The sequence below is a fragment of the Alkalicoccus chagannorensis DSM 18086 genome (assembly GCF_000429725.1).
Classification (GTDB): domain Bacteria; phylum Bacillota; class Bacilli; order Bacillales; family Salisediminibacteriaceae; genus Alkalicoccus; species Alkalicoccus chagannorensis.
Window position 1 is genome coordinate 57,625 of the sequence record NZ_KE386946.1, and the last position, 25,095, is coordinate 82,719.

The 25,095-nt window shown below is 55.2% G+C and carries 23 protein-coding genes and 1 pseudogene; 13 read left to right on the forward strand and 11 right to left on the reverse strand.

Annotation, left to right across the window (positions count from 1 at the left end; all coding sequences use genetic code 11):
• Positions 1-383 precede the first annotated feature (383 nt).
• Together melA and G477_RS0117710 are read right to left on the reverse strand one after the other, a co-directional pair.
• Positions 384-1,691 (reverse strand): alpha-glucosidase/alpha-galactosidase, encoded by a 1,308-nt coding sequence (gene melA / locus G477_RS0117705; RefSeq protein ID WP_026699045.1) that lies wholly within the window; start codon positions 1,689-1,691, stop codon positions 384-386.
• A 27-nt stretch (positions 1,692-1,718) separates the two neighbouring features.
• A complete protein-coding gene (locus G477_RS0117710) occupies positions 1,719-2,780 on the reverse strand; it encodes a LacI family DNA-binding transcriptional regulator (RefSeq protein ID WP_026699046.1) in 1,062 nt (353 codons plus the stop codon).
• Positions 2,781-3,082: 302 nt separating this feature from the next.
• Between G477_RS0117710 and G477_RS20275 the strand changes: the two genes are divergently transcribed.
• From G477_RS20275 to G477_RS0117730, 4 genes are all read left to right on the forward strand, one after another.
• Positions 3,083-4,447, forward strand: coding sequence for an ABC transporter substrate-binding protein (locus G477_RS20275; RefSeq protein WP_084406347.1), 1,365 nt, complete (start codon positions 3,083-3,085; stop codon positions 4,445-4,447).
• Positions 4,448-4,544: 97 nt separating this feature from the next.
• Positions 4,545-5,444, forward strand: coding sequence for a carbohydrate ABC transporter permease (locus G477_RS0117720; RefSeq protein ID WP_026699047.1), 900 nt, complete (start codon positions 4,545-4,547; stop codon positions 5,442-5,444).
• A complete protein-coding gene (locus G477_RS0117725; RefSeq protein ID WP_035212420.1) occupies positions 5,444-6,265 on the forward strand; it encodes a carbohydrate ABC transporter permease in 822 nt (273 codons plus the stop codon). Before G477_RS0117720 ends, G477_RS0117725 begins: the two co-directional genes overlap by 1 nt.
• 37 nt (positions 6,266-6,302) lie before the next feature.
• Positions 6,303-8,543 (forward strand): alpha-galactosidase, encoded by a 2,241-nt coding sequence (locus G477_RS0117730; RefSeq protein WP_026699049.1) that lies wholly within the window; start codon positions 6,303-6,305, stop codon positions 8,541-8,543.
• 114 nt (positions 8,544-8,657) lie between these two features.
• Here G477_RS0117730 and G477_RS0117735 read toward each other — a convergent pair whose 3' ends face one another.
• The 4 genes from G477_RS0117735 to G477_RS20285 form a co-directional block, all read right to left on the reverse strand.
• Positions 8,658-9,716, reverse strand: coding sequence for a LacI family DNA-binding transcriptional regulator (locus G477_RS0117735; protein WP_026699050.1), 1,059 nt, complete (start codon positions 9,714-9,716; stop codon positions 8,658-8,660).
• A gap of 916 nt (positions 9,717-10,632) precedes the next feature.
• Positions 10,633-11,064, reverse strand: a complete 432-nt coding sequence (locus G477_RS0117745; RefSeq protein WP_026699052.1) for a hypothetical protein — start codon at positions 11,062-11,064, stop codon at positions 10,633-10,635.
• A complete protein-coding gene (locus tag G477_RS20280) occupies positions 11,064-11,363 on the reverse strand; it encodes a hypothetical protein (RefSeq protein ID WP_051288229.1) in 300 nt (99 codons plus the stop codon). Before G477_RS20280 ends, G477_RS0117745 begins: the two co-directional genes overlap by 1 nt.
• Positions 11,364-11,391: 28 nt before the next feature.
• On the reverse strand, positions 11,392-12,801 hold the full coding sequence (locus tag G477_RS20285) for a DHA2 family efflux MFS transporter permease subunit (protein WP_051288231.1): 1,410 nt from the start codon (positions 12,799-12,801) through the stop codon (positions 11,392-11,394).
• A 149-nt stretch (positions 12,802-12,950) separates the two neighbouring features.
• Here G477_RS20285 and G477_RS0117760 point away from each other — a divergent pair, with 149 nt between their 5' ends.
• From G477_RS0117760 to G477_RS0117785, 5 genes are all read left to right on the forward strand, one after another.
• Positions 12,951-13,520: a DinB family protein gene (locus G477_RS0117760; protein ID WP_026699053.1), complete on the forward strand. Its 570-nt coding sequence runs from the start codon at positions 12,951-12,953 to the stop codon at positions 13,518-13,520.
• A complete protein-coding gene (locus tag G477_RS0117765) occupies positions 13,510-14,319 on the forward strand; it encodes a DUF7847 domain-containing protein (protein WP_026699054.1) in 810 nt (269 codons plus the stop codon). Before G477_RS0117760 ends, G477_RS0117765 begins: the two co-directional genes overlap by 11 nt.
• A gap of 243 nt (positions 14,320-14,562) precedes the next feature.
• Positions 14,563-15,468, forward strand: a complete 906-nt coding sequence (locus tag G477_RS0117775) for a hypothetical protein (RefSeq protein WP_026699055.1) — start codon at positions 14,563-14,565, stop codon at positions 15,466-15,468.
• Positions 15,469-15,483: 15 nt separating this feature from the next.
• A complete protein-coding gene (locus G477_RS0117780) occupies positions 15,484-16,227 on the forward strand; it encodes an alpha/beta hydrolase (RefSeq protein ID WP_026699056.1) in 744 nt (247 codons plus the stop codon).
• Between the two features lie 835 nt (positions 16,228-17,062).
• Positions 17,063-17,854 carry an SDR family oxidoreductase gene (locus G477_RS0117785; protein ID WP_026699057.1) on the forward strand — a complete coding sequence of 264 codons (792 nt, stop codon included), beginning with the start codon at positions 17,063-17,065 and terminating at the stop codon, positions 17,852-17,854.
• A gap of 214 nt (positions 17,855-18,068) precedes the next feature.
• On the opposite strand, the gene G477_RS0117790 is transcribed toward G477_RS0117785, so the two are convergent.
• From G477_RS0117790 to G477_RS0117800, 3 genes are all read right to left on the reverse strand, one after another.
• Entirely contained in the window at positions 18,069-18,848 is a 780-nt protein-coding gene (locus G477_RS0117790) for a CPBP family intramembrane glutamic endopeptidase (protein WP_026699058.1), read from the reverse strand.
• A gap of 73 nt (positions 18,849-18,921) precedes the next feature.
• Positions 18,922-19,185, reverse strand: coding sequence for a hypothetical protein (locus G477_RS0117795; RefSeq protein WP_026699059.1), 264 nt, complete (start codon positions 19,183-19,185; stop codon positions 18,922-18,924).
• Between the two features lie 239 nt (positions 19,186-19,424).
• Positions 19,425-20,117 (reverse strand): C40 family peptidase, encoded by a 693-nt coding sequence (locus G477_RS0117800; protein ID WP_026699060.1) that lies wholly within the window; start codon positions 20,115-20,117, stop codon positions 19,425-19,427.
• A gap of 228 nt (positions 20,118-20,345) precedes the next feature.
• Between G477_RS0117800 and G477_RS0117805 the strand changes: the two genes are divergently transcribed.
• A complete protein-coding gene (locus G477_RS0117805; RefSeq protein ID WP_026699061.1) occupies positions 20,346-21,722 on the forward strand; it encodes an aspartate aminotransferase family protein in 1,377 nt (458 codons plus the stop codon).
• 600 nt (positions 21,723-22,322) lie between these two features.
• Here the strand turns inward: G477_RS0117805 and G477_RS0117815 are convergent.
• Positions 22,323-22,502 (reverse strand): hypothetical protein, encoded by a 180-nt coding sequence (locus tag G477_RS0117815; protein ID WP_026699063.1) that lies wholly within the window; start codon positions 22,500-22,502, stop codon positions 22,323-22,325.
• 158 nt (positions 22,503-22,660) lie between these two features.
• The gene (locus G477_RS20290; RefSeq protein ID WP_170203911.1) at positions 22,661-23,338 is read right to left on the reverse strand and encodes an SDR family oxidoreductase; all 678 of its coding nucleotides are present in this window, start codon (positions 23,336-23,338) and stop codon (positions 22,661-22,663) included.
• A gap of 180 nt (positions 23,339-23,518) precedes the next feature.
• Here G477_RS20290 and G477_RS0117825 point away from each other — a divergent pair, with 180 nt between their 5' ends.
• From G477_RS0117825 to G477_RS0117840, 3 genes and pseudogenes are all read left to right on the forward strand, one after another.
• Positions 23,519-23,890 carry a SpoIIAA family protein gene (locus G477_RS0117825; protein WP_026699064.1) on the forward strand — a complete coding sequence of 124 codons (372 nt, stop codon included), beginning with the start codon at positions 23,519-23,521 and terminating at the stop codon, positions 23,888-23,890.
• A gap of 14 nt (positions 23,891-23,904) precedes the next feature.
• The gene (locus G477_RS0117830; protein WP_026699065.1) at positions 23,905-24,267 is read left to right on the forward strand and encodes a SpoIIAA family protein; all 363 of its coding nucleotides are present in this window, start codon (positions 23,905-23,907) and stop codon (positions 24,265-24,267) included.
• 646 nt (positions 24,268-24,913) lie between these two features.
• Positions 24,914-25,095 (forward strand): annotated as a pseudogene (locus tag G477_RS0117840) (IS110 family transposase); the annotation flags it as partial.

The window sequence follows — 25,095 nt, forward strand, 5'->3', positions numbered from 1 at the left end:
AGGCGGTGGGCGGTCGCAAGGCGACAGCGGGCAGTCGCTAGAGGAGGAAAAGCGGTCATACCAGCGCTGGGCGGTCACTCAGAGCGACGCAGCGGCGCTTCGGCCAAGAGAGGCAGTCGCCCGTCACGGCGCTTCGGCAGCCGCAGACGGGATGGGGCTGCCTGATCCGAATACCATTTCTCCAAACGAAAGAAGAGCCTGCCGGCGGGCAGGCCCTTCTCATTGGCATTCTGTCTTCTCGCTCGGTCGTAACGTAGATGCCGCAGGAAGAAGACGGCGTCGCGCGCTGTGCGGGAAGGCAGAGAAACCCTTTCTTCCCTCAGTAAACCTGCGTCGCCCGCCGTGCCGACCAAAAGGCGCTCTTTTAGTCTGGGCGGATCGATTTACGTGAAAGCAGGCAGGTAGTCGCCGTGGGCGTCGATCAGTTCGTCGCACAATGCCGTGATATCGTCGAGCGACAGCTCCGCAGACGTGTGCGGGTCGAGCATCGCAGCCTGATAAACGTGCTCCCGCCGGCCGGTCATGACGGCTTCGACTGCGAGAATCTGCGGGTTGATGTTCGTTCGGTTCAGCGCGGCGAGCTGCTCGGGCAGTTCGCCGACCCGGGTAGGGTGGATGCCGCTGCGGTCGGCGATGCAGGGAACCTCCACGCACGCTTTTTCCGGCAGGTTGCTGATGATGCCGCCGGTGTTCAGCACATTGCCGCCGAACACGAAAGGCTCGTTCGTTTCCATCGCTTCGATGATGCGCGAGCCGTACTCGAGGCTTCGTTCATGCGTGAGCGACTGGTTGTGAACGATGTCGTCCCGGATTTTATCCCATTCTTCTATTTGGTTCACGCAGCGGCGCGGATACTCATCCAGCGGAATCTGGTAGGCATCGATGAGTTCCGGATACTGCGATTTGATGAAATAGGGATGGTATTCCGCATTGTGCTCCGAGGATTCGGTGACATAATAGCCGAAGCGCTCCATCAGTTCCAGACGAACCATGTCGTCATGAGGCTTCTGCTGGCGCTCTCGGGCCCGACGCTTGATTTCGGGATACAGGTCCTGCCCATCTTTCTTGATGGTAAGCAGCCAGGCCATGTGGTTGATGCCGGCAATGTATTCTTCAACGTCCTCCAGCTCGTCGCTCATATCCAGCTGTTCGAGCAGCTCCTTCGTGCAGACCTGCACGCTGTGGCAGAGGCCGACGGTTTTGATCTTCGTGTGACGAAGCATGCCCATCGTGAGCGGGGCCATCGGATTCGTATAGTTCAGCAGCCAGGCGTCGGGGCATACCTCTTCCATGTCTGCCGCGATCTCGAGCATCACCGGGAGGGTGCGCAGCGTGCGGAAGAGACCGCCGATCCCGATAGTATCTCCGATCGTCTGACGCAGGCCGTATTTTTTCGGGATGTCAAAGTCGATGACCGTGGAAGGCTCGTAGCCGCCGACTTGGATCGCATTGACGACATAGTCGGCTTCTGCGAGAGCCGGCCGCCGCTCGTGGTAGGCGCGTATAGTAATCGTGTCATTGTATTTGGATGCAAGGTGCTTCAGCATCGTTTCGGATTCTTCCAGGCGTTTCGGGTCGATGTCATAGAGGGCGAATTCACTGCCGTGCAGGGAAGGGACGAAGAGGCAGTCCCCTAGAATGTTTTTTGCGAAAATCGTACTTCCTGCGCCGATAAACGTAATTTTGGCCATGATGATTCCTCCAGTTCATTAATGTTGTTATTGCTGCTGTACCGGGATCTGCCGGTGCTGTCCGGTCGGAGCGGGCCCGGATGAAGCCCGTTTTATGAAGCTGCAGGGCAGCGTCAGTTTGGCTGGTGTGCTGCGGCCTGCCTGTTTCTCCAGCAGCATATCGACGGCCGACCGGCCCATTTGATGGGAAGGAAGCTGGATGGTTGTGAGCGGCGGGTTTAAATAAGCGGCCATTTCAATGTTGTTGACGCTGACGATCGACAGGTCCTCCGGGATGGAAAGTCCCGCTTCATGGACCGCCCGCACCGCGCCGACAGCGAGAGGATCGCTTCCGAGGACAAAGGCGGTTGGACGGGATGGGGACGCCAGGGCTTCTTTCATCATCCGGTAGCCCTCCTCTGTCGACCAGCCGCCGATGTGCGTGTCTTCCGGGCGGTAGTATCCTTTTTGTTTCATAGAGAGTTCGAATGACAACGCTCTCAATTTTTCGATGTTATGAATCCCCATCATGCCCTCTGCCCAGGGTTCCTGATGCGGATATTCCGGACCGCTGATAAAACCGATATGTTCGTGCCCCTCGGAAAACAATTCCTGAAGAAGCATCCCTGTTCCAAGAAACAGATCGACCGTGATGCTGTCGTGCTTCGTCGTATCCGGCGAGTCATCGACAAAAACGAGCTTAGGCACCCGGCTTTCCAGAAACCGGACGAAGGGAGCCGGCAGACTGCCGACGATGATGGCTCCGTCGATGTCTTTCAATTGATCCTCGACATCTTCCTGTTCAGGTTCCCGCAGAAGAAAAGAGACGTGCAGGTTCTTCTCAAACACCGACTGTTCAATCCCCTGGCGGATGTTCATAAAATATTCGTCTTCATATTCATAGTCTTTGGAGCAGAACATCAGGATGCCGATGTTCATCGTGCTGCGCGTCCGGTTATTCTTTTTCACATAATGAAGGTCTTCGGCTGTCTGCAGAATTTTGCTTTTCGTTTCTGAGGAAATCGACAGCGTGGCATCGTCGTTCAATACCCGGGAAACCGTGGAAATCGATACAGCTGCCTGGGCGGCGATATCTTTTAAGCCTGCCATGAGCTTCCTCCTTTCTCGTAGTCGCGTAAAAAAATGAAAGTATTTAGTAAACAATTTACCATAAAACGTGAAAAGAAGCCAAGCTTTATTTCCGGGGAGGCGAGTAAAGGGAACCGGTTAACCTCGTTTCATCGTTTCGAGACGCGATATTCTTCCATAGAAGGCAATAAAACAAAAAGTAAAAAAGTTCAGTAAAAGAAACGAAAAAGTGTTGAAAGCGATTACTTCATTTGTTATAGTGCAATTAAGCAATAAAAAATTTAGTAAACATTTTCTTTCATTATTCTCAAGGGGGAATTATCATGAAGAAGGTACATCTATCCTGGATTGCAGCGGCAGCCCTGCTGGCAGCCTGCGGCGGAAACGAAAACAATGAGCAGGCGGGAAACAATGACAATGCGAACGGTAACGGCAATGGCAATGGCGGCGATGGGGATACAACACTGACGCTTTATTCAACAATGACAGGAGAAGGCGAGAGGAACACGTACGAGGAACTCATTGCTGAATTTGAGGAAGAGAATCCGGACATTGAGATTGACGCAAGCTTTCCGGGCGGCAGCTACGAAGATCAGCTGCGCGTCATGATGGCAGCGGATGATGTGCCCGACATGTTTGATACCCACGGCTGGTCCCAGATCCGCTACGGTGACTATGTGCAGGATCTCAGCCACATGGATTGGGTGGACGATCTCGATCCGGCGCTCGAGGATGTTGTGACGGATGACGATGGAAAAGTATACACGTTCCCAATGAACCAGGCGCAGGACGGCGTGATCTACAATGCCGACATGCTGGATGAATACGGCATCGAACCGCCGACCACTTGGGATGACTTCGTCGCTGCCCTGGAGACGATCCGGGATGAAGCCGGCGGACAGGTAGCTCCACTGTGGATTCCCGGCGGCGATGACTGGACGATTGCCCAGATGGAAGACCAGCTGCTGACGCCACTGTTTGAAACACATCCGGACCACGACTATACAGAAGAATTCCTCGACGGAACGTTTGACTGGGATAACTACGAGTGGATGGCAGAAGAGATTCTGTACCTGCAGGAGAATGATTTGTTGAACCAGGATGTTCTGACAGCCCAGTATGCGCAGGCACCGGAGATCATGGCCGGTGATCAGGCTGCCTTCATGTTCCTGGTAGGTTCCATTGGCCCGGATGCGAATGACATTGATCCGGATATGGAAGTAGGCCTGCTGCCGACACCGGCGATTCACGATGGGGATGATCCATCCTGGATTGGTGGAGAACGTAACACGATCTCCATCTCGGAAGGCACCGAGCATACAGAAGAAGCAGAACGCTTCCTGGAGTTCATGGCACAGGAGGACAGTGTTGCGCGCATTGCAGAAGCAAGTAACGTCAACCCGGGTCTGGAAGGAGTCGAAGCAGATACCTTCTATGCGGATTACTACGAGGAATTCTCCGATGTCCAAGTCGTTCCGTACTTCGACCGTGAGTACCTGCCGAGCGGTATGTGGGATGTGATGGCAACATCCAGCGCGGAGCTGCTCTCTGATGGGGACGTGGATGCGAAAATCAACACGATGGAAAGCGAGTTCGAGCGTCTGCGTGAAGAAGACGATGCAGAAGACGAGCTGACAGAGGAAGAAATCGAAGAATTGGAGCAGGAAATCGAAGAAGAGGACGAATAAGACAAGCCGGGGGCAGTGAGCTGCCCCCACCCTTTTTTCCGGGTGCAGAGACAGGCGGAAAAAAGAGTGAACACGGCTGAGATGAAGGAGTGTATCGATGATGGCGCAGACAAAAGCTTCAGCAAAGCCAGTGGCAAAAGAGAATTCCATGTGGTGGATGTACCTGCCGGCGGTGCTGCTGGTGACAATTTTTATTGCGTATCCTTTCTTTAACGGGGTCCGTATTTCCTTTACGGACTGGGATGGCTTCTCGCAGACGAGCAACTTTGTCGGACTCGATCAATATGTACGAATGTTCACCGATCCGACGACCTGGACCGTTGTGCGGAATACGTTGTTCTACGGTATCGGCAGTACCATTCTGCAGAATGCGATCGGTCTCGGGTATGCGCTGCTCCTGAATAAGAGCATCAAAATGCGCACGGTGACAAGGACGATCGTGTATCTTCCGGTTATCGTCAGTCCGCTTATCATGGGGTACATTTTTTACTTATTCTTTGCTTTTCAGAACGGTGCGTTAAACGACGGGCTGATGTTCTTCGGATTTGATCCGGTCAACGCGCTCGGGAATACGACGTGGAATCCGGTCATCATCATGCTCGTCAACGTGTACCAGTTCGTCGGTATCGCGATGATCATTTACCTGGCAGGACTTCAGAGCATCTCGAAGGACTACTACGAAGCCGCGAATATCGATGGGGCTTCCCCGTGGCAGCAGTTCCGTAATATCACCCTTCCGCTGCTCGCCCCATCCATTACTATCAACGTCGTCCTGAACGTCATCGGCGGGCTGAAGCTCTTTGATGTGATTGTCGCCTTGACCGGCGGCGGACCGGGGAACGCCTCCCAGTCCAGTTCCACATTCATGTACTCGCTGTACTTCAGCCGGCAGGATGCAGGGTATGCGGCAACCCAGGGTGTGCTGATTGCGATTATCATCCTGATCTTGAGCCTGCTCGCGCTCTGGTACTTCAAGCGGAAGGAGATTGAAGCCTGATGAGACAATTCAAAATAATCATGCTCTCGCTGCTGGCGCTGTTCATCACGCTGCTGCACGCGGTTCCGTTCTATATACTGATTACGACAGCGTTGAAGGTCCAGGGAGATTTCAGCTCCCGCTGGACCCTTCCGGATTATTTCACGCTGGAAAACTTCGCTATTGCCTGGGAGCAGGCCAACCTTGGTCCCGCGATGATCAACTCGGTGCTCATTACCGGAGGCGCGGCGCTGCTGCTGATCTTCTTCGGATCGATGGCAGCTTATCCGCTGGCACGTAAAAATACGAAGCTGAATAAAGGCGTGCTCGTGTTCTTCATTGCGATTATGGTCGTACCACCGCTCACAGCGCTGGTGCCGCTGTATCAGTTCGTCGTTGATATCGGCATGCTCAATACGCGGACAATTGCGGTGCTGATGAACGCAGCCGCCTTTATGCCACTCGCCATTTTTCTTTATTCCGGCTTTATCCGCTCCACGATTCCGAAGGAGCTGGAAGAAGCGGCCCGTATTGACGGAGCATCTACGCTCGGCATCTTTTTCAAGATTGTCTTCCCGCTGCTGAAGCCGGTAACAGCTTCTGTGCTGATCGTCGCCTGTGTCTTCATCTGGAACGATTATCAGTTCGCGATCTTCTTCCTGCAGGACAGCGCGGTGCAGACGCTGACGGTCACGATGGACAGCTACTTTACAGAAAACCAGCACAACCTCGGGCTTGTTGCAGCTGCCGCGATGATTGCGATGCTGCCGATGGCTCTGATGTTCCTGGTGCTGCAGCGCTACTTCATTGCCGGCCTTGCTTCTGGTGCAGTGAAAGGATAAGCGTCTGACAGACAGTTGACGGGAGGAGTCGATTTTCATGGGAGTATATATAAATGAGGAAACACAGGAATTCCACCTGCAGAGCAGTACGTCAAGCTACATCGTCCACGTGCTGAAGAATGGCCAGATCGGTCACCTGTACTACGGCAGGAAAATCCGGCACAGGTCCAGTTTTGCTCACCTGTTCCGGATCCAGCCCCGGGCGGCGGAGTCGAGTGTGTACGCAGGAGACCTGGCGTTTTCGCTCGATATTATCAAGCAGGAGTATCCCGGCTATGGAACGTCCGACTACCGGGAGCCGGCGTTTCAGCTTGAGCAGGAAAACGGAAGCCGCATTTCGGATTTTCAGTATGAAAGCTACAGCTTATCCAAGGGCAAACCGTCGCTTGATGGTCTGCCGGCAGTTTATACAGAAGATCCATCGGAAGCAGATACGCTGATCTTTCACCTGAAAGATGCCGTGACGGGGGCAGCCCTCGATTTGATGTACTCCGTCTATGCAGAACGGGGCATCATCGCTCGTTCTGCCCGGATCCACAACCAGGGGGATCAGGTGCTGCAGGCGAACCGGCTGCTCAGTGCGAGCGTGGATTTTCCAGACAGCCGCATGCACATGGTGACGCTGAATGGATCCTGGTCCCGCGAACGGCACGTAGCGGAGCGTCCACTGCATGAAGGGGTGCAGAAAATATCCAGTGCCCGGGGGACGAGCAGTGCTCAGCATAACCCGTTCCTTGCGCTGAAGCGTCCGGAAACGACGGAAGAAAGCGGCGAAGTGTTCGGATTTCATTTTGTCTACAGTGGGAATTTTCTCGCGCAGGCAGAAGTGGACCATTACGATTCAACCAGGGTCACGATGGGAATCAATCCGTTCGACTTCCGCTGGCGCCTCGAGCCGGGCGACGATTTTCAAACGCCGGAAGTGATTCTTGCCTATTCCGACGAAGGGATGAGCGGCTTGAGCGGAGAGCTCCATTCCCTTTACCGGGAGCGGCTCGTCCGCGGCCCGTGGCGGGATCAGACGCGTCCGGTGCTCATCAACAACTGGGAAGCGACCTACTTTGACTTTGACGAAAAAACGCTCGTCTCGCTCGCCTCAGCGGCGAAAGATCTCGGTGTGGAACTGTTCGTTCTGGATGACGGCTGGTTCGGCCGACGCGACGATGATACGTCCTCGCTCGGGGACTGGTATGCCGATACACGCAAACTGCCCGAAGGACTGCCGGGCTTGTCGAAAAAAATCACTGATCTCGGCATGGCCTTCGGTCTCTGGATCGAGCCGGAGATGGTCAATGAAGACAGCGAGCTGTACAAGAAGCACCCGGACTGGATCATCCACGTGCCGGACCGTCCTTCCTCACATGGACGGAACCAACTGACGCTCGACTTGTCCCGGCAGGAGGTCGTCGACTATCTGTACGACCAGCTCCACGCCCGCCTCAGCGAAGCGGATGTCAGCTACGTCAAATGGGACATGAACCGGAACATGACGGAAATCGGCTCAGCAGCACTGCCGGCAGGGCGCCAGACGGAAACGGCGCACCGCTACATGCTCGGGGTCTACCAGCTGTACGAGCGGTTGATAACGGCCTTCCCGCACGTGCTTTTCGAATCCTGTGCCAGCGGCGGCTGCCGGTTTGATCCGGGCATGCTGTATTATGCTCCGCAGGCCTGGACGAGTGATGATACGGACGCCATCGAACGACTGAAAATCCAGTACGGCACGTCGATCGCTTATCCGTTGAGTACGATGGGAGCCCACGTCTCCGATGTGCCGAACCACCAGGTTCACCGCACGACGAGTCTGGAGATGCGGGGAGACGTGTCCATCTTCGGGATGTTCGGGTACGAAATGGACATCCGCAAGCTGTCTGTGGAAGAACAGGAGCAGATGAAGCAGCAGATCGCGCTGTATAAAGCGAAACGGGAACTGATTCAAAAAGGTACGTTCCACCGGCTGCTTTCTCCATTTGAAGGAGACGGTAACCGAACGTCCTGGATGGTCGTCTCCGAGAACAAGAAAGAAGCGCTTGTCGGCTGGTACCGCGTGCTGGCCGAGCCGAATCCCGGCTTTCCGCGGGTGAAACTCGCCGGACTGGATCCCGATCAGCTGTACCGGGTGGACGGAGGACCGGTGCGAGGCGGCGATGAACTCATGCACGCCGGTCTTCTCATAGACCAGGAACACTCTGGTTCTGTTCCTCCCGAAGGAGAAAAACTCGGGGACTTCATCTCCTGCGTGTATCACCTGGAAGCGGTCGACGAAGAACTGCTTTGAAGTCGTGGCCGAAAACAATAACCATAAAAAGACCCGCACCGGGACGCTTCCGGTGCGGGTTTTTATGGATGGGGGAAGGATGTGCTTTCATGGAAAGCGCAGCCGCTTGAGGCTTTACGCCCTGGTGGACGCTTGGTTCATCTGTTCGGCTGAGATTTCCTTCGCCGGGGCGGTGCTTTCTCGTTTGATAAGCACCGTAGGGATCACGATTTTACGCGGGACGTCCCGATCGGAGCCGAGGCGCTCTTCCGCGATTTCAACCGCCGTTTCCCCCATGAATTCTGTGTAGACTTTGATGGTCGTCAGTGCCGGCTGCAGGTAGCGGCTGGCGGCGATATCGTTAAAGCCGACCAGCGACAAGTCTTCCGGGACCCGGTACTTCTGCTCATGCAGCGCCCGCATCGCTCCGATCGCCATCGAATCACTCGCAACGAAAAAAGCCGTCGGCAGGTCGTCCTGCTGCAGGGCTGCTTTCATCAGGCGGTAGCCTTCTTCGGTCTTGAACTCACCGGTGAAAATGTCCTCCGGGCGTAAGCTGCCTTGAAGCAGCAGGTGCTCCCGGAACACGCGCTCCCGCTCATCCATCAGCTCTTCTCCGAGGTGCGTGTTCTGCTTCCCTCCGATGAAGCCGATGCGTGTATGGCCGAGCTCATTCAAATGATCGAGAACACTCGACATCGCTGTCCGGAAATCAATCACGACGGAGTCGAACATGGATTCCAGCGGAGAATGGTCGACGAACGTGATGTTTTCCGTACAGAGTGTCAGCTGGTCAATTTCCTCCGGGTGAATGGATCCAATCACGAGAATGGCATCGCAGTCATTGGCGCGCTTGAGGTCGAGCCCTTTTTCCGTCCGGTAGATTTTGATGAGCTCAATGCCGCGCTCGCTGCATGTTTTTTCGATTCCGAGGCGGATGGCGAGGAAATACGGGTCGTTCATTTCCTGTTTTTCTGAATGAAAGTACACCATGCCGAAGCGGAGGTTTTTCCTGCTTCGTTTCTTTTCGGCCGAACGCTGCCGCACGGTTTTGTAGTTGAGTTCTTCCGCTGTCTTAAATATTTTTTCTCGAGCGCCATCGGATACCGATAACGTATGGTCATGATTCAATACCCGGGACACGGTGGCGATCGAATATCCCGCCTCGCGCGCGATATCGCGGATGGTTGCCATCATCGCTCCTCCTTTCTCGTGATCTATTGTTTAGTAAACGAGCTTCCTCTCCCTAATATATCATAATTGAAGCGCTCACATGCGAAAAGAAACAGGGAAGAAAAGGATTTTCTTACACATGTTCGTTTCCGGACAGAGGAGCAAGTCAGCTGCAGCGGCGATCGGGCTTGGAGAAGTCGAGTCTACATGTCTTCAATGAAGAGAGTGTTAAGCGAGTCGTTTTGGTTTACGGCTGCCGGGGCAGCTGCCGAAAAGAGGGGGCACATGGGCTTCTTATTGGACCGTGTCCGTGGTGGCGGCGCCGCTCGGACGTGCGCAGCGCCGGCTCGGTCGTTCAGCATGTGCGGGCGGTCGCTAGGCTGCGGCGGGCAGTCACTCAGAAGAGAAAAGCGGCGCTTCGGGCGCTGGGCGGTCACTCGGGAGAGCGCCGCGGACGTTCAGCGTGAGCCGGCGGTCGCAAGGAAAGAGCGGTCGGCCACGAAGGTCCGCCCTTTCTTACTCCAAGTTACCCAAGCCCTTCAGGTTTGCGGCTGCCGGGGCAGCTGCCGAAAAAGGGAACATGGGCTTCGTGTCCGCTCGTGACCGGGACAAGGGCACGGCTCGGACGTGCGCAGCGCCGGCTCGGTCGTTGAGCATGGGCGGGCGGTCGCTAGGCTGCGGCGGGCAGTCACTCAGAAGAGAAAAGCGGCGCTTCGGGCGCTGGGCGGTCACTCGGGAGAGCGCCGCGGACGTTCAGCGGGCACCGGCGGTCGCAAGGAAAGAGCGGTCGGTCAATTCTTCCTTTTCGCCCTCCGTTGTCGGTCCCCGATCTGATCTACATAAGCATCTATGACCGAACCCTCATGGAGCACGATTCATCACAAAAAAGCCCGGAAGCTGCATGCTCCCGGGCTGAACGAAACCTTCTGCTGTATCGTCAGGCTTCCATCTTATCTTCTTCTGCTTCGACAGGAAGGTGACGGTCGAGCTCCTCTTCCAGAGCTTGAAACGTTGCGGGGTCAAGCCAGGATCGGTGGACAAGTTTTCTCCTCCGCCCGTCGTGCAGCTGCAGGTCGATCCGGTTGTGCTCCATCATCGCGCAATCAATATCTTCCATCGCATATGTTTTCGGGGGAAGCGGCGCTCGGTCGATGCTGATGTTCCCATCGGCTATCGTGACATAGCTGCGCCAATACCGGGTGCCCCTTTCACCGGCTAGAACGAACAAACCGAGAGCCGTAAACAAAGACAATCCCTGCATGAAAGGCTGGAGGTCGGTGGAGAACGTCAGCAGCTGCACCAGCCCCGCTAGTAAAAATAACGCTGCTGATAAAAGAAATCGTGGGCCACTCTTATACCGAAAGTCCATTACTCCTGCTCCTCGATCCGCTCTGCTTTTCCGCCGAACCAGTGCATGTGGGTGCAGCGGAGGCAGACAAGGATATTCGTCTGATCGTTGAGCCAGTCGAGGCCGAAAAAGGTCAGCCCGCGGGTGTTCATCATTCCCTGAGCCAGCTCAAAGGACGTATGGCCGCAGTGCGTGCAGGCCGCCTCGATTCCGTTGACCTGAAAGCGCCCTGTGCCACTTCTGCGGTCGAGGGCGAGGTCCTCTGCCTGCTGCTCGCCTTCTTTCCGGATCCGTTCCAGTTCTTCTCTGCTGTAATACATCTTATCTCCTCCCTTTGATGGAACGCGGTTACTCTGGTGTACGTTCTTCCCCGGAATCGGGTTTCGGGTTTTCGTTCATCCGGAGTGATAACAGAAGCGCGCCGAGGGCACAGGCCCCCATGATCCAGAAGACGAGGATGGTGCCTTCGTAGGCTGCTTCGACATAAGGAACGCCTTCCCGAGCGGTGGAGAGGCTGATGACCGTCGTCAACGTAATGACCCCGAAGGCCATCCCGAACTGCCGGAACGTATTCGTGATGGCGGAGCCGTGCGTGATGTCTTTCTGCGGCAGCGCGTTCATGCTGACTGTCACGAGCGTCATCAGCGTCAGGCCGCAGCCGAGCATGAACACCGAGAAATACAGCATGATCCAGTACGGGCTGCTGTCGACCCCGATCGTGCTGAAGAGCACCATGGAAAGGAAAAGCAGGCCGAAACCGGCCAGGGCCGGCGGGCGGCCGCCGTATTTGTCATACAGCCGTCCGGCGACAATCGTCATGATCGACAGCAGGATTGTTCCGGGTACGAGCAGGAATCCAGATAAAAAGGCAGACGTTCCAAGCACGTCTTGGGCAAACATCGGCAGAATGCTTTCTGCCGACAGCAGAAGCATCATGTTGATAAAGACGAGCACCATCGCCAGCCGGAACAACGGGACCCGCATCAGCTGCACTTTGAGCACCGGGATCTCGAGCTGCAGCTGCCTGCGCACGAGCAGCACAATGCCCGCTCCTCCACTCAGCAGAGGGATAAGGGTCCATCCATGGACGAAGCCGAACGTACTCACATTGCTGAGCCCGAGAATGAAACCTGCAAACCCGACAACCGTAAGGAAGGTGGAGAGAAGATCCAGCCTGGCTTCCTGCTGCTCAATGACATTTTTCATGAACAGGACAGCTAGTACGAAGACCACGACGGCCGGCACGAACATGATGCCGTGCAGGGCGCGCCAGCCGACAGCATCGATGACGAGGCCGGAGAGCGACGGGGCAGAGGCCGGGGCAACGTTGATGACGGCACCGAGCAGCCCCATGGCGAAGCCGCGTTTTTCATAAGGAAAGACAGATAACAGGATCGTCTGCACGAGCGGCAGCATGATACCCGCGCCGATAGCCTGGATGGCGCGGGAAACGACGAGCACGCCGAAGTTCGGGGCGGCTGCGCCGACCGCAGTGCCGACGAGCAGCGTGCACATCGAGAACAGCACGAGTGATTTCGCGGAGAATGTATTCATGAAGTAGCCGCTCATCGGGATGAAGATGATCGTCGCCAGTAGAAACGCGGTGGTCAGCCACTGGACCTGGGTGGCATTGACACCGAATTCTGTCATAATAGTTGGATAGGCGGTAATCAGCAGGAACTGGCTGAAGGTAAAAAGAAAGGTCGCCGACAGCGCCGTGGCGGTCAGCATTTTATGAGGAATGGAAGAAGCAGCCATAGGGGCACTGCCTCCTTTCTACTAGAGTGACTCTGGCATCCATCTTCCCGGAAGGAAGGCAGCGGGCAAAAGCGCTGCACGCTTTTGGTCTGACACTCGTTCTATCTTAACGCAGGGATGGAAAAATGAACAGATGAGGAGCTGATACGATGACACGCGTCTACATAGAAACATACCTGCACGAGCTGCGGGTACAGCGGCAGGTGTTCCGCCGGGAGCTGGAAGCGGCGGAGATCCCTGTCTGGGAACGGCCCTACCCGGGTAAGTGGTCTGTCGGGGAGACCTACGAGCACCTGTACCTGCTGCTCCGGTTCATGCGCCGCTGGCAGAACCTCTACCTGCCGGCCGCTCGCCTGACCGGGCTGAAGACCAACCGCCCGTACGAAACGGAAAATCAGGATATCTACGCCCATACGATGCGGAAAAAAGGCAAAGCGATGCCGTCACCGCCGATGTTCAAACCGAAAGGGCTGCTGAAAATGCCGACCGCCCGCGAACTGGAGCGGGTGCTCGACAGCGAGACGCACCGCATCGACTGGCAGCTGCGGGGCTGGACGGATGCCGAAGCCGCGGCTGTCCGCCACCCCGATCCGGTCGCAGGCTGGCCGAACGTGCTGCAGGGGCTTCATACCGTGATACTGCACGAGCGGCATCATTTTGCCCTCAGCCTCGTCTACGCGCAGCGCGCACGAAAGGGGCTCGGTCTATATGATCAATAGAGGATTCGCCCTGCTACGTGCCCAGCCGTCCCTGGCCCTTTATCCGATGGTATTCGATCTGCTGCTCATCACGGCCGGAGCCGTCTTCATCGGCTATCAGTTCCAACAGCAGTTCGCTCTGGAGCTGCAGCCGCAATTCCTGCTTCCCTCAATCGAAGCGATTCTCCATGACGATCAGATGATGATCTTCGTCAACCCCGCTTCTGCAACCATGGGGGTAGAAGCAGGAGCCGCCATTATCTTATCGATTGCCTTTTTCTTTGTGTTTATTTTCGTCGAAGGGGGCTATCTCCGGCTGCTGTACCGGCGTGTCGAAGGAGAGCGTATCGACGTCTCCACCTTCCTGCAGGACGGCCGCCGCTTGTTCGGCCGCTTCCTGCTCGTCAACGTGCTGGTCATACTCCTTCTTGTGCTCGGAGCGCTTCTCGTGCTCATCGTGTCGTCCATACTCCCGGCAGCCGGGATCGTGCTCATCACGCTCGGTGTCATCGCAGCCATTGTGTTCCGCTACGTCTTTATTTTCTGGGAGTACACCATCGCCGCAGAGGATATGCCCGTCATCGAAGCGCTCGGCCGCTCCCGTCTCATCCGCCGCCGCAACGATGCGACGACCATCGGCCTGCTCGTCGTGTTCATCCTGATAAACGTCGTGCTCAGCATCACACTCAACCTGCTCATCAACGTCCCGGTCCTGTATGTGATGACGATCCTCAATGCGGTCATCATGACCGGCGTCGGCCTTGCCTTTATGAGCCACTATGCCGAGCTCCGCCGGCAGGATCCGGTCCATCCGGAATAAATCGGATGCCCAGGGCTGCCGGATGCGGCTTTTGACCCGTGCTTCCAGTATAATAAATGAAAAAAAGGAAAAAAGAAGGGGAGTGGGGGCTGTGGCACTGTCTCATTCCTGTTATGCTGACGGGAGAGATCGTACTCGGTGGTCTGCACGGAAGCCTGCGCCCAGCAGGCTTCCGTGCTGTATCTGCTGGCGCCGCCGATACAGCGGAGGTCGGCTTGATTTTGCATAAAGGACGTGACGTGATTGTTTTTCAAAGGGTTTGCGCTGCTGCGTGAACAAGGTTTTCCCGCGGTGATTCCACTGGCTTTTAATCTACTGCTTCTTTTCAGCGGCAGCTTTCTCGTGTTTCAGGGCATCGGAGGGATGGGGATGCATACACTGCCGCATATTCAGGCAGTAGAGCCGGCTTCATCCGTTCCTCCTGCAGAGCAGACGCCGACCGTGCTTCCGCCGGTGACGGCCTTTACGATGGATGCCCCGCTGACCTCGGTAACGGCAGCGGGCTGGGTGTTTTTGTTCTTTTCCTACGCCTGGATTCAGGGAGGACTGGCTCCCATGCTCGTGACGGCTGCAGGCTGGCTTCTCCTCTTCGTTTTATACGTATGGATGAAAGGCGGATTCATCGCACTGCTGCTGCAGCGGGCGCAGGGCGAACTGGCCACGCTTCCCCGCTTTTTTGAAGGGGGGCGGTCTCTTTTCGGCCGCATGCTCGCGGTAAGCGGGTTCTTTCTCGTCCTGCAGCTGCTTGGAGCAGCGGCGCTTCTCTATGCATCCACCGCGTTCACGGAAACGTGGGTGTCCATGCTCCAATTCCTGATTATCGGCCTCGTGTTCGCTTTCCGCTATCTCTTTATCTTCTGGGAATATACGCTGGCTTCCGAAGAGGAATCTCTCTTTGCCGCGCTGCGGCGATCGTGGAGCCTGCGCCGGCGGATGGAAGCTGGGACACTAATGCTGCTGGTACTGATTTTCGCTGCAGCGGTCGTTGTCACCCTCAGCGGGGGTGTTCTGATGTGGGCTGGCGGCGGAATGCTGTTCACGTTCCTGACCGTGGTTCTTTTCACTGTCGTCATGACAGGATGCTGTCAGGCACTCATGGCGCATTACGAAGAATTGAGAAGCATGGATGAATGGGAAGAACATGCGTAGAAAAGGAGAAACGTGATGAAACTGGCAGTACCAAAACCATTTACGATGCAGGGCGGAGCGGATGGGGTTCTTCTCCTGCACGGCTTTACGGGAACGACAGCAGATGTGAAACCCCTGGCAAGAAAGCTGCACCAGGAAGGATTCACCTGCCATGGCCCGATGTACCGGGGACACGGGGAAGGCCCGCAAGCCCTCCTCGATGTTGGCCCGGAGGACTGGTGGCAGGATGTACTGGAAGGATGGCAGGAGCTCGAAAGGCTCGGGTGCGAGACCATCTCGGTGGTCGGCGTCTCGCTCGGCGGCGTATTCACCCTGCGTCTCGCCGAGGAACGCTCTCCGGCGGCGGTGGTCGTGATGAGTGCACCGGTACAGGAAAAGCAGCTGGAAGAACTGAAGGAAAGGGTGCTCGATTTTGCCCGCGCCTGGTACCAGCTGGAAAAGCGGACGCCGCAAGAGCAGGAACAGCTGCTGGAAGGGCTGCGCATGCAGGCGATGCCGCATCTGCCGGCACTCCGCAGCACGATCGACGGAACAGCCGAGGCGCTGGAAGATATTACAGCCCCGGCGCTCATCATGACTGGAGGAGAAGATGAGCAGCTGTATCAACAGAGCGGCGAAGAAATCACCCGGCGGATCCGTTCGAAGGACAAAGAGCTGCAGCGCTTCGAACACGCTGGTCATATTCTGACAAGAAGCAGCGAAAAGAAGCAGGTAGAAGCTGCCACCTCGGCGTTTTTGGTGGAGAAGTTATCCCAATGATGTCCGGAGAGAAAGACACGCCCTGCCACTCGGAAACTGTCATTAATACAGCAGCGTTCACAGAAAGAAACGAAAGCTCTCCCCTAGCGGGAGGGCTTTCGTTTTTTAAAATACAAGATTTTACTGGAGGAGGTCATGACTGCAGCAGGGCAGCCCGCTGAGATGAGAGGCGAGTGGCGGCCCGGCTTCGCTGAGTGACCGACGGCTTCAGCTGAATGACCGATGTTCCCTCCGGAGTGACCGCCCAGCGCCTGAAGCGCCGCTTTTCCCTTTTGAATGACTGTGGACGGCTGCCTAGCGACCGCCCGGCGGCGCCTAGCGACCGAGCCGGCGGTCTGAACGACCGAGCCGCGCCGCGATGACAGACACGATCTAACAGAAAGCCCATGATTACTTCGTTTCGGCGGCTGCTCCGGCAGCCGTAGACCAGAATGGCTGGGTGACTGAAGGTTGATTGGTTCGGATAAAAGAGGCTGTAGCCGGGGATCGGAGTGGCGGCCCGGCTTCGCTGAGTGACCGACGGCTTCCGCTGAATGACCGATGTGCCCTCCCGAGTGACCGCCCGGCGCCTGAAGCGCCGCTTTTTCCTTTTGAATGACTGCGGACGGCTGCCTAGCGACCGCCCGGCGGCGCCTAGCGACCGAGCCGACGGTCTGAACGACCGAGCCGCGCCGCGATGACAGACACGATCTAACAGAAAGCCCATGATTACTTCGTTTCGGCGGCTGCTCCGGCAGCCGTAGACCAGAATGGCTGGGTGGCTGCATTGGGCTCTTTGTTTCAGCTCGAACGGAAGCGGGAATAATAGGAAAAACCAGTAAGAGGAGGCAACGGGATGAATACATATGAATCGCTTATGGGCAAGCATGCGGTGATCACGGGAGGAGGATCCGGCATGGGAGCAGCCGTGGCAGAGCAACTGGCGTCCCAGGGCACCAAGGTGTCGCTGCTTGATATTGAAGGGGAAGAAGCAGAAAAGACGGCAGCGGCGATACACGAGCACGAAGGAGAAGCGGCTGCTTATGTATGCGATACGTCGGATGCCGAGCAGGTGGAGCGCGTGTTCCAAGAAGCCGTCTCCCACTTCGGGACGATCGACATTGTATTTGCCAATGCCGGCATTAATGGGACGGTCGCGCCGATTGAAGATCTCGAAGCCGAAGAATTTGCGAAAACGACGAGCATCAACCTCGGCGGAACGTTTCACACCGTGAAATATGCGATACCGCATATGAAAGAACATGGCGGAAGCATCATTCTGACCAGCTCGGTGAACGGGACGCGTGTGTTTTCCAACTTCGGCATGTCGGCTTACAGCAGTACGAAGGCCGGCCAGGTGGCGTTCGGCAAGATGGCGGCGCTGGAGCTGAGCAATTACCGCATCCGCGTCAACATCATCTGCCCGGGTTTCATCAAAACCGATATTGGCAGCAGTACGTATCCGAAGGAAGAAAAGCTGGAGAAGGTAGAAATTCCGGTGGAACATCCAGAAGGTGATCAGCCGTTGAAAGGAGATGGGGGAGATCCCGAGGAAGTAGCAGACCTGGTTTCGTTCCTCGCGTCCGATGCTTCCAGGCACATTACCGGTACAGAAATGTACATCGACGGCGGCTCGTCGCTGCTGTAGTCAGCTAATCAAAAGAGAGAGCAGCCCCGGCTCAGGCAGGGGATGAACATATGGTTAGAGACGACGGTTTTCTCCACTGCGGGAGAAGCGGCACCGCCGGGCGTTCACGGACAAACAGCGCCGGAAGGACATTCTCCTTCCGGCGCTGTTTTTATGCTTTGTAGAAAGATGGCATAGCAGGAAGACAGTGGCTCTGCACGGCGCTTCTGGTCGTCTAGGCAAGAAACAGGAAGTAGAGCAGGTGCAGGGCAAGGTGGGTTCCCATGTGTGCAGCCATCGCCGTTTCCAGGTTGTACTTCCAGAAGAGCCATCCGAACACGATGCCGCCGGCGCCATTTAATACGAGCATGCGGAACCAGAGCACGGCGGTCACCTCGGCTTCCAGTGCCGTCGCGCCGTAATGACCGAGGGCGAACAGAAAGGAGGAGAGGAGAATCGCCGACCAGAAGACGACTGGTCCGGGAGTGGATTTTTTCCGTTGAAACCATTTCCACCCGACGAACACGAGCAGGGACATTAACCCCCACCGCATCATGATTTCTTCCACGATGCCTCCGTACAAAAGGGCGATGCCGAATGTATACCATGACGGCTCCTGCGCGCCGAAGGAAAGGGTGGCGGGCACCCTGTCTCCGAGCAGCAGATCTGTAACAAGAAACAGAACAGCGAGAAGCAGCCCTGCGATCCCTGCGCGCGTCCAGGCAACAGAAGAAGCACCAGCATCCGATTCGCCTCGGTCTCGGGAGACAATTACGGAAGTCAGGCCAGTCCGGTGGGCCAGCAGATGACCGAAGACGACGGCAATCGTCGTCAGCAGCAAGGGATTGATCATGGAGAGCAGGCCTAGCATCCACGCAGGAGGGAGCTCTGTTTCCGGTATGCCCGATGCTGCCATCGTGGCTTCGACCGCCTCGAGGCTATAGGGAATCAAGGCTGCTGCACCTGCGGCACCAAGCCCGATAAACAATAAAAACGAACGCCACGGTTTTCTCATGATCTGCCTCCTCTAGTGAAAAGATGCCTCTCTTTACGCGGGAGCAGAAGGAAGGTTTCAGAAGGCAGGCTTTTTATTCATATTTCGGCGGCGGCTCCCGGTACAGCTGGAACAGGAGAATCAGCGAGGCGGTGAACCAGAAATAGGGGAGCTGCTCATAGCGGGCACCGAATATATAGTCGAAGCCGAGATCCGGGATCAGCAGCCATAGATAGAGAAACAGGATCTGCGCGGTGATTTTTCCTTTCGGGACGTACAAATGAAAGATATAGAGTACGGCATAGAAAAAGGCAGTCCATCCAAGCAGGAGGATCGGTGTGATATAAGTCATGGTCATTTGCGTCGTCCCTCCTCTATCTTCGTTGTATACCCTTTCCCCTACGAAAGGAGAGCAAAACAGAAAAGACAAGACAGAAGCAGGCGTCTTCGATCGGCTCTAAAGCCTTCATCAGGGGCCCGGTGCCTCGAAAAGGATAACGCCGGAAGCTGTGCTGCTTCCGGCGTTTGAAGAGTATGTTCATCTTTGGAGAGAGGTGGTTCATGAGAAACAGTCAAACGTTTTTGTTTGCTTCTGATCTACATTTCTTTCGCCCCGAGGTATCGTTCGCTCCAGTACGGATTGTCCATGCTGGTAACGGTGACGCCGGTGGAAGCGCCGGAATGGACGAATTCATTATTTCCAAGGTAGATGCCGGCGTGCGAAGGACCGGTTCTCGTTTCAAAAAAAACGAGGTCGCCCCGTTCTGGAGAGGAAACCGTCTCCCCGTGATCCCACATTTCCGCCACCGTCCGCGGCAGGTCTTCGCCGTTTTTCTCGAAGGCATACTGAATCAAGCCGCTGCAGTCAAAGCCGGAAGGTGTCGTGCCACCCCAGACATAAGGTGTACCACGCTGTTGTTTCGCTTCAGCAATGATGCCTTCCGTATTCGAAGACGTCCGGGAATCAGTGGCGCCTTTCACTTCGGTCGCAGGAGCGGCTGCCTGTTCTTTACCCGGATGGAGTCCGAGGGAGCCGAGCGTGACCGGCCCGGCAGTACCGTAAAAATTGCCGCGCGGGTTGGAAATATCATTGGACATCTGGTAAGACTGCACTGCTTCCAGTGTTTTGCTGCCGAAGATCCCGTCAATGTTGGAACTGCTGTTATACCCTTTCTCTGCAAGCCCCTTCTGCAGCTCTTTTACAAAGCTGCTGCGGTCGCCGACGTTGATGGATGGGTTCCCGGTGGACGAAATATGCGGATAAGAAGCAGGAATGGACAAGAGACTCATATGTAAAACGTCCTTTCATCTAAATATCGAATGATGCCCGTCACCGAGCTTTGTTATTTTATATTATACGGATTCCTGAGCGAAAAGAAAGAGGCGGAAGAAAGTAAAACAGAACAGGCATAAGACTATGGTCTTAATATTTCAAAAATGGCGTAAAATGGTGTAAATTCTTCATTTTTAGGTATATAATGAAATAAATACTTCAAAAACAAACGGAGGATGAAAGACATGATCAAAGCAGAGGAATCATCAACGACGCACAGACGGGAACGCTCGAAGCAGATGTATGAGGAAGCAGCAGAAGTGATGCCGGGTGGAGTGACCGCGAATATTAAATATTTCGGACCGCATCCCATCATGATGGAACAGGGCCACGGCAGTAAATTATATGACGTGGACGGCAATGAGTACATTGATTTTCTGCTGTGCTACGGAGCGTTGATGACCGGACACGGGCATCCGAGTGTCTACACCGCTGTGACGGAACAGATGTATTCCAAAGGGACGACGATTTTCGGAACACCGCATCAGCTGGAGATCGATATGGCGAAAAAGCTGATCGATTTGTATCCAGGCATTGAACAGGTGCGGTACTGTAATTCCGGAATGGAGTCCACCCTGCTTGCCGTACGGCTGGCGGCGGCGTATACAGGAAAGCCGAAGCTGGCCAAATTCGAAGGGCACTACCATGGCGGCTATGACCAGGTGCTGATGAGCGTCAATCCGGATGAAAGCAAAGCGGGCAGCGCGGAAGAACCAGTGGCGGTGCCGGACTCGAGCGGGATTCCGGAAAAGGATCTGGACAACACGGTCGTGCTTCCATTCAATAACATCGAAGCAGCGGAAAAGCGGCTGCGGGCTCATGCAGACGAGCTGTCGGCTGTTATCATGGAACCGATCCAGGCCGGATTTATTCCGGCAGAGAAAGACTTTATCGAAAGACTTCGGGAGCTGACCAAAGAACTCGGCATCCTGCTGATCTTTGATGAGGTAAAAACTGGCTTTCGAGTCGCACTAGGCGGTGCTCAGGAGATTTACGGCATTCAACCGGATCTGACCACCCTGGGGAAAGTGCTCGGCGGCGGATTCCCTGTCGGCGTGCTCGGTGGGAAAAAGCACATCATGGAACTCTGTTCACCGAAAGCCGGCCGGGACATTCTTACCGCCGGTAGTGGACAGGAAAAAAAGCCGGATCCGTTTTTCCACAGCGGAACGTATAATGGTCATCCGACTACGCTTGCCGCCGGTCTGGCGACGATTGAACTGCTGGAAGAGGAAGGGCGGATGGAGAGCATCTTTACCCGGACGACGAAGCTCCGGCAGGATCTGGAGGACCTGTACCACAGCTGGGGCGTGCCGATGCAGGCGATGGGCTGGGGGAGCATTTTCAACATTGTCCTCACAGAAGAGCCGGTCCGCAACATGCGGGACATGAAGAAGGCGGACACCGACCTGCGCCGCCGAATTGACGAAGCGCTGCTGGAGTTCGGGATTTACTCCAAACCGATGAACCGGTACTCGCTGTCTACGGCCCACACCGACGAAGATGTCGATAAAACCGTCCGGGCGCATGAAAAAGCGTTGAAGCGTGTACTCGGAGAATAACAGCGGAACAAACGGCAGCATGCACTCATGTAGAGGCATGCTGCCGTTTCGTCTGCCTGGAAGCTGATTAAAAAAAGTAATCAAGTGACTCAAGGAAGAAGCCGACGCGTCCCCAATGTATGCGTCAAAGAATACGTACGGAAATCAGGCGCTGTTCCTGCCGCGCCGGGCTTTCCGCAGGGCTTGTCTTCAACTACTTCTTCCCCTCTCCCGGGGAAGAAGGGATTTTCAGACGCTGCTCCTGCGATTACTCGTCGCAAGAAAACCGCTCGCTGATCCTGAGCCGCGCCTTCTGCTCGGGCACGCAAAAAAGCCGTATACTTTTCTCTTTTTGAAGAACGGCATACGGCCCATCGGCCGCTGGTAACGCTTATTCCGGCTTGAACACAAAGGCTTCCTGCATGGCCGGCGCCCACGGCAGGTGCTCCTTTAGAACATCGGGCTCCAGGGAGGGCAGGTTCGGCAGGGTTTCCAACAGTTAGTGCAGGTACGCATGGATGTTCCGCCTGTTTGCATAAGCCGTACGAACGATAGAATAGAGAAAGCAAGCGTCCTGCACCGACAGTTTTTCTTCATGACCTTCGGCTCGTGTTCTTCCATTCAGTTGAATATATCCAGCATTTCTGGGCAGAAGGTGCGGACGTTTCGATGAAATGTTCGTCGGCTGTAGCCTTTCGTTTCTACCCAATCTGCCAGGCTCATCCCTCTTTCCTGGTAAGCAGCGCCTTCGGCTCTCCACCAGGAAGCGCGGACTTCCTGACCATAAGTAAGGTTACTCATACCTCATGCCTCCTTATCTACTTGCTTGCTTTCAGTATAGAAGAAGCGCACGTGGATCAATAGGTACGTATTCTTTGACGCTTACTCAGCTGCGGACGTAAGCCCGTTTCAGCCGCAGGCTGTCTGGAAAGACCGCCAGCACGAAACGTTGCTGCTCGTTAAGGTTCCATGCGGTGTTCGATGCTTCCGACATCTTTTGATGCTGTCAGGGCGGCGACGACGGCATCTGCTACCGCCTCTGGTGTGAGCCCGGTCGTTTTTTCGGAAGCAGAGACGCCGGCGAAGTCTGTCTGCACCAGACCTGGTGACACGGTAGAGACGCGGATGCCGTACTCCCGCCCCTCTTCATTCATGGTTGCCGACAATCCGCGGAGTCCCCATTTGCTTGCACAATAGGCGGATGCGCCGGGTCTCGTGACATAGCCGAGATTGGAGGCCACATTGACAATTTCCCCGCCGCCGGTTTCCTTCATCAACCGGTATACCTGCTGGGAAAGAATAAAGACGCCCCGCAGGTTCGTGTTCAGCTGCGCATCCCATTCTTCCAGCGTCAGTTCTTCCACTGGTTTGAACGTGCCGACACCCGCATTGTTGATCAATCCATCGACAGCCCCGCACGTTTCCCGGCATGCTTCTGCAGCAGCTGCAGCTTCTTCCGGATTGTTGACATCACAGGCACTCCCATAAAGACGGCTGTGCTGCAGCTCTTGTTTCAGAGCATCCAGCGAAGCGGCTGTTCTGGATAGGGCAAATACTGTATCGCCCCGATCAAGCAGCTTCTTTGTTATTTCCCTGCCAATGCCTCTCGTTCCACCGGTGACCATATAAACTGCCATTGTCATTCCTCCTCTTTGTGTGCGCAGCTGTCCGGCGCATCTCCCTCATTATATACGGAAAGCCCTTACACAGAAAGGAAGACAAGGAATGTGGAAAAATGCAGGATAGCTTATTTTTTCGTTTAATACTTGCACGAAGCGTGAATAGGATGGGGAAAGCAATTACTGGAGGTGGTTTGTATGCTGTCGATCCAAAGTGGAAGCAGCGACAACATTGCCGTATACAAGATTGAAGAGAAGCTGACCGAAGAGGAGCACAAGCAGATGGCGGCAGATCTGGATGAGCGAATCAAGCAGCACGGAACCGTGCATCTGCTCGTCGATATTCCAGAAACACCGAAACTGGAATCGGGCACGTTCAGTGATCACTTCACCTTTGTCAAAGAGCACAAGCTGCAGATTGGACGATTTGCCATGATTTCCGAATCCAGCGTGGTCCGCAGCGTGGCGAAAATCTATGATGCGGTAACCAACATTGATTTTCAGAATTTCGGCGAAGACGAACGAGACAAAGCACGTATATGGATCGAGGAAGCGTCTGCCGCTTCCTGAAGGAGGTAGAAACGATGCTCGTATGCCAGACAGGAAACGCACCGAATATTGTAGAGTATTTTGTTCAGGGAAAACTTTCTGAAGGGGAAAACGAAGAGCTTCTCACGGATCTGCAGGAGCGGATTGAGGAGCACGGTGAAGTGCATCTGCTCGTCGTCGTCGAGGGGATTCCAACCGTGGAGCTCTCTGCCATCCCGGACCGGCTCTCCTTTGCGAAAGATCATATCGATGATATCGGCCGCTATGCGCTCGTGTCCGACTCCAAGGTCATCGATGCCGCAGCCGGCCTGTATGACAACGTCACCGATATTGATTTCCAGACGTTTGCACCGGATAAAACCCAGGAAGCAAGGACCTGGGTGGAGGCTGGCGCGTGATGGTTGGCACGCTGCCTCCATTTCGGTATAATAGTCAAGGATAGACACGGCGCTCATGCACGATAAAGAACATGCTGGCCTGGGAGGCGGATCCACCGTCTCCCGGGCTTTTTAAATAATGGCTTTGTTAAAGCCTAGTGTTGTTATAACAAAAGTACGCCTGCGGCTCTTTTTTCTGGTTCTAAAATAAATGTTGGGGTAGAGGTTCATTTCCATGGCATCTTTTCTTCCGTTTCAGGCGGACGCTTGCCATGGGGCTTGCCCTCCACTCTCCTCGCGTTGCGAGGAGGATGTTCGGACTGCGCTTGATCCCTCTGGCGTCGCCGACCTTCACTCCTGAAAAGGGTTCGTTTTTGTTTTTTCTTTTCAATTTATAGGGGTGTATACGTTCTCATACAAAGAGACGGCTGCATCGTATGCTGCGCGGGAAGAACGAAGAACCTGTTCTTCCCTTAAAAAGCCTGCAGCGGCGATGCACGCCGTTCCGACCAAAAGGCGCTGCGCGCTTTTGTTCCAGGATAGGAAAGCATTCCTGTATTGAAGTAATTTGGGGTTTGTCAAAAAAAGAGCCCTCCTGGTAGGATACAAGGTGTCCAAAGCTGATCAGCGAAAAGGACCCCTAACTACTTCCAAGGAGGACTCACGAATGAATTATAACCGAAACGAAAACATCAAGCAAATCCATTCAGAGACATTGATTATCGGTGTTGATATTGCGAAAAAAACCAACTACGCCCGGGCTCAGGATGACCGCGGTATTGATCTTGCCGAAGCCTTTCGGTTCGATAACAGGTGTTCTGGATTCCGTGCTTTGTTGGAATGGGTGAC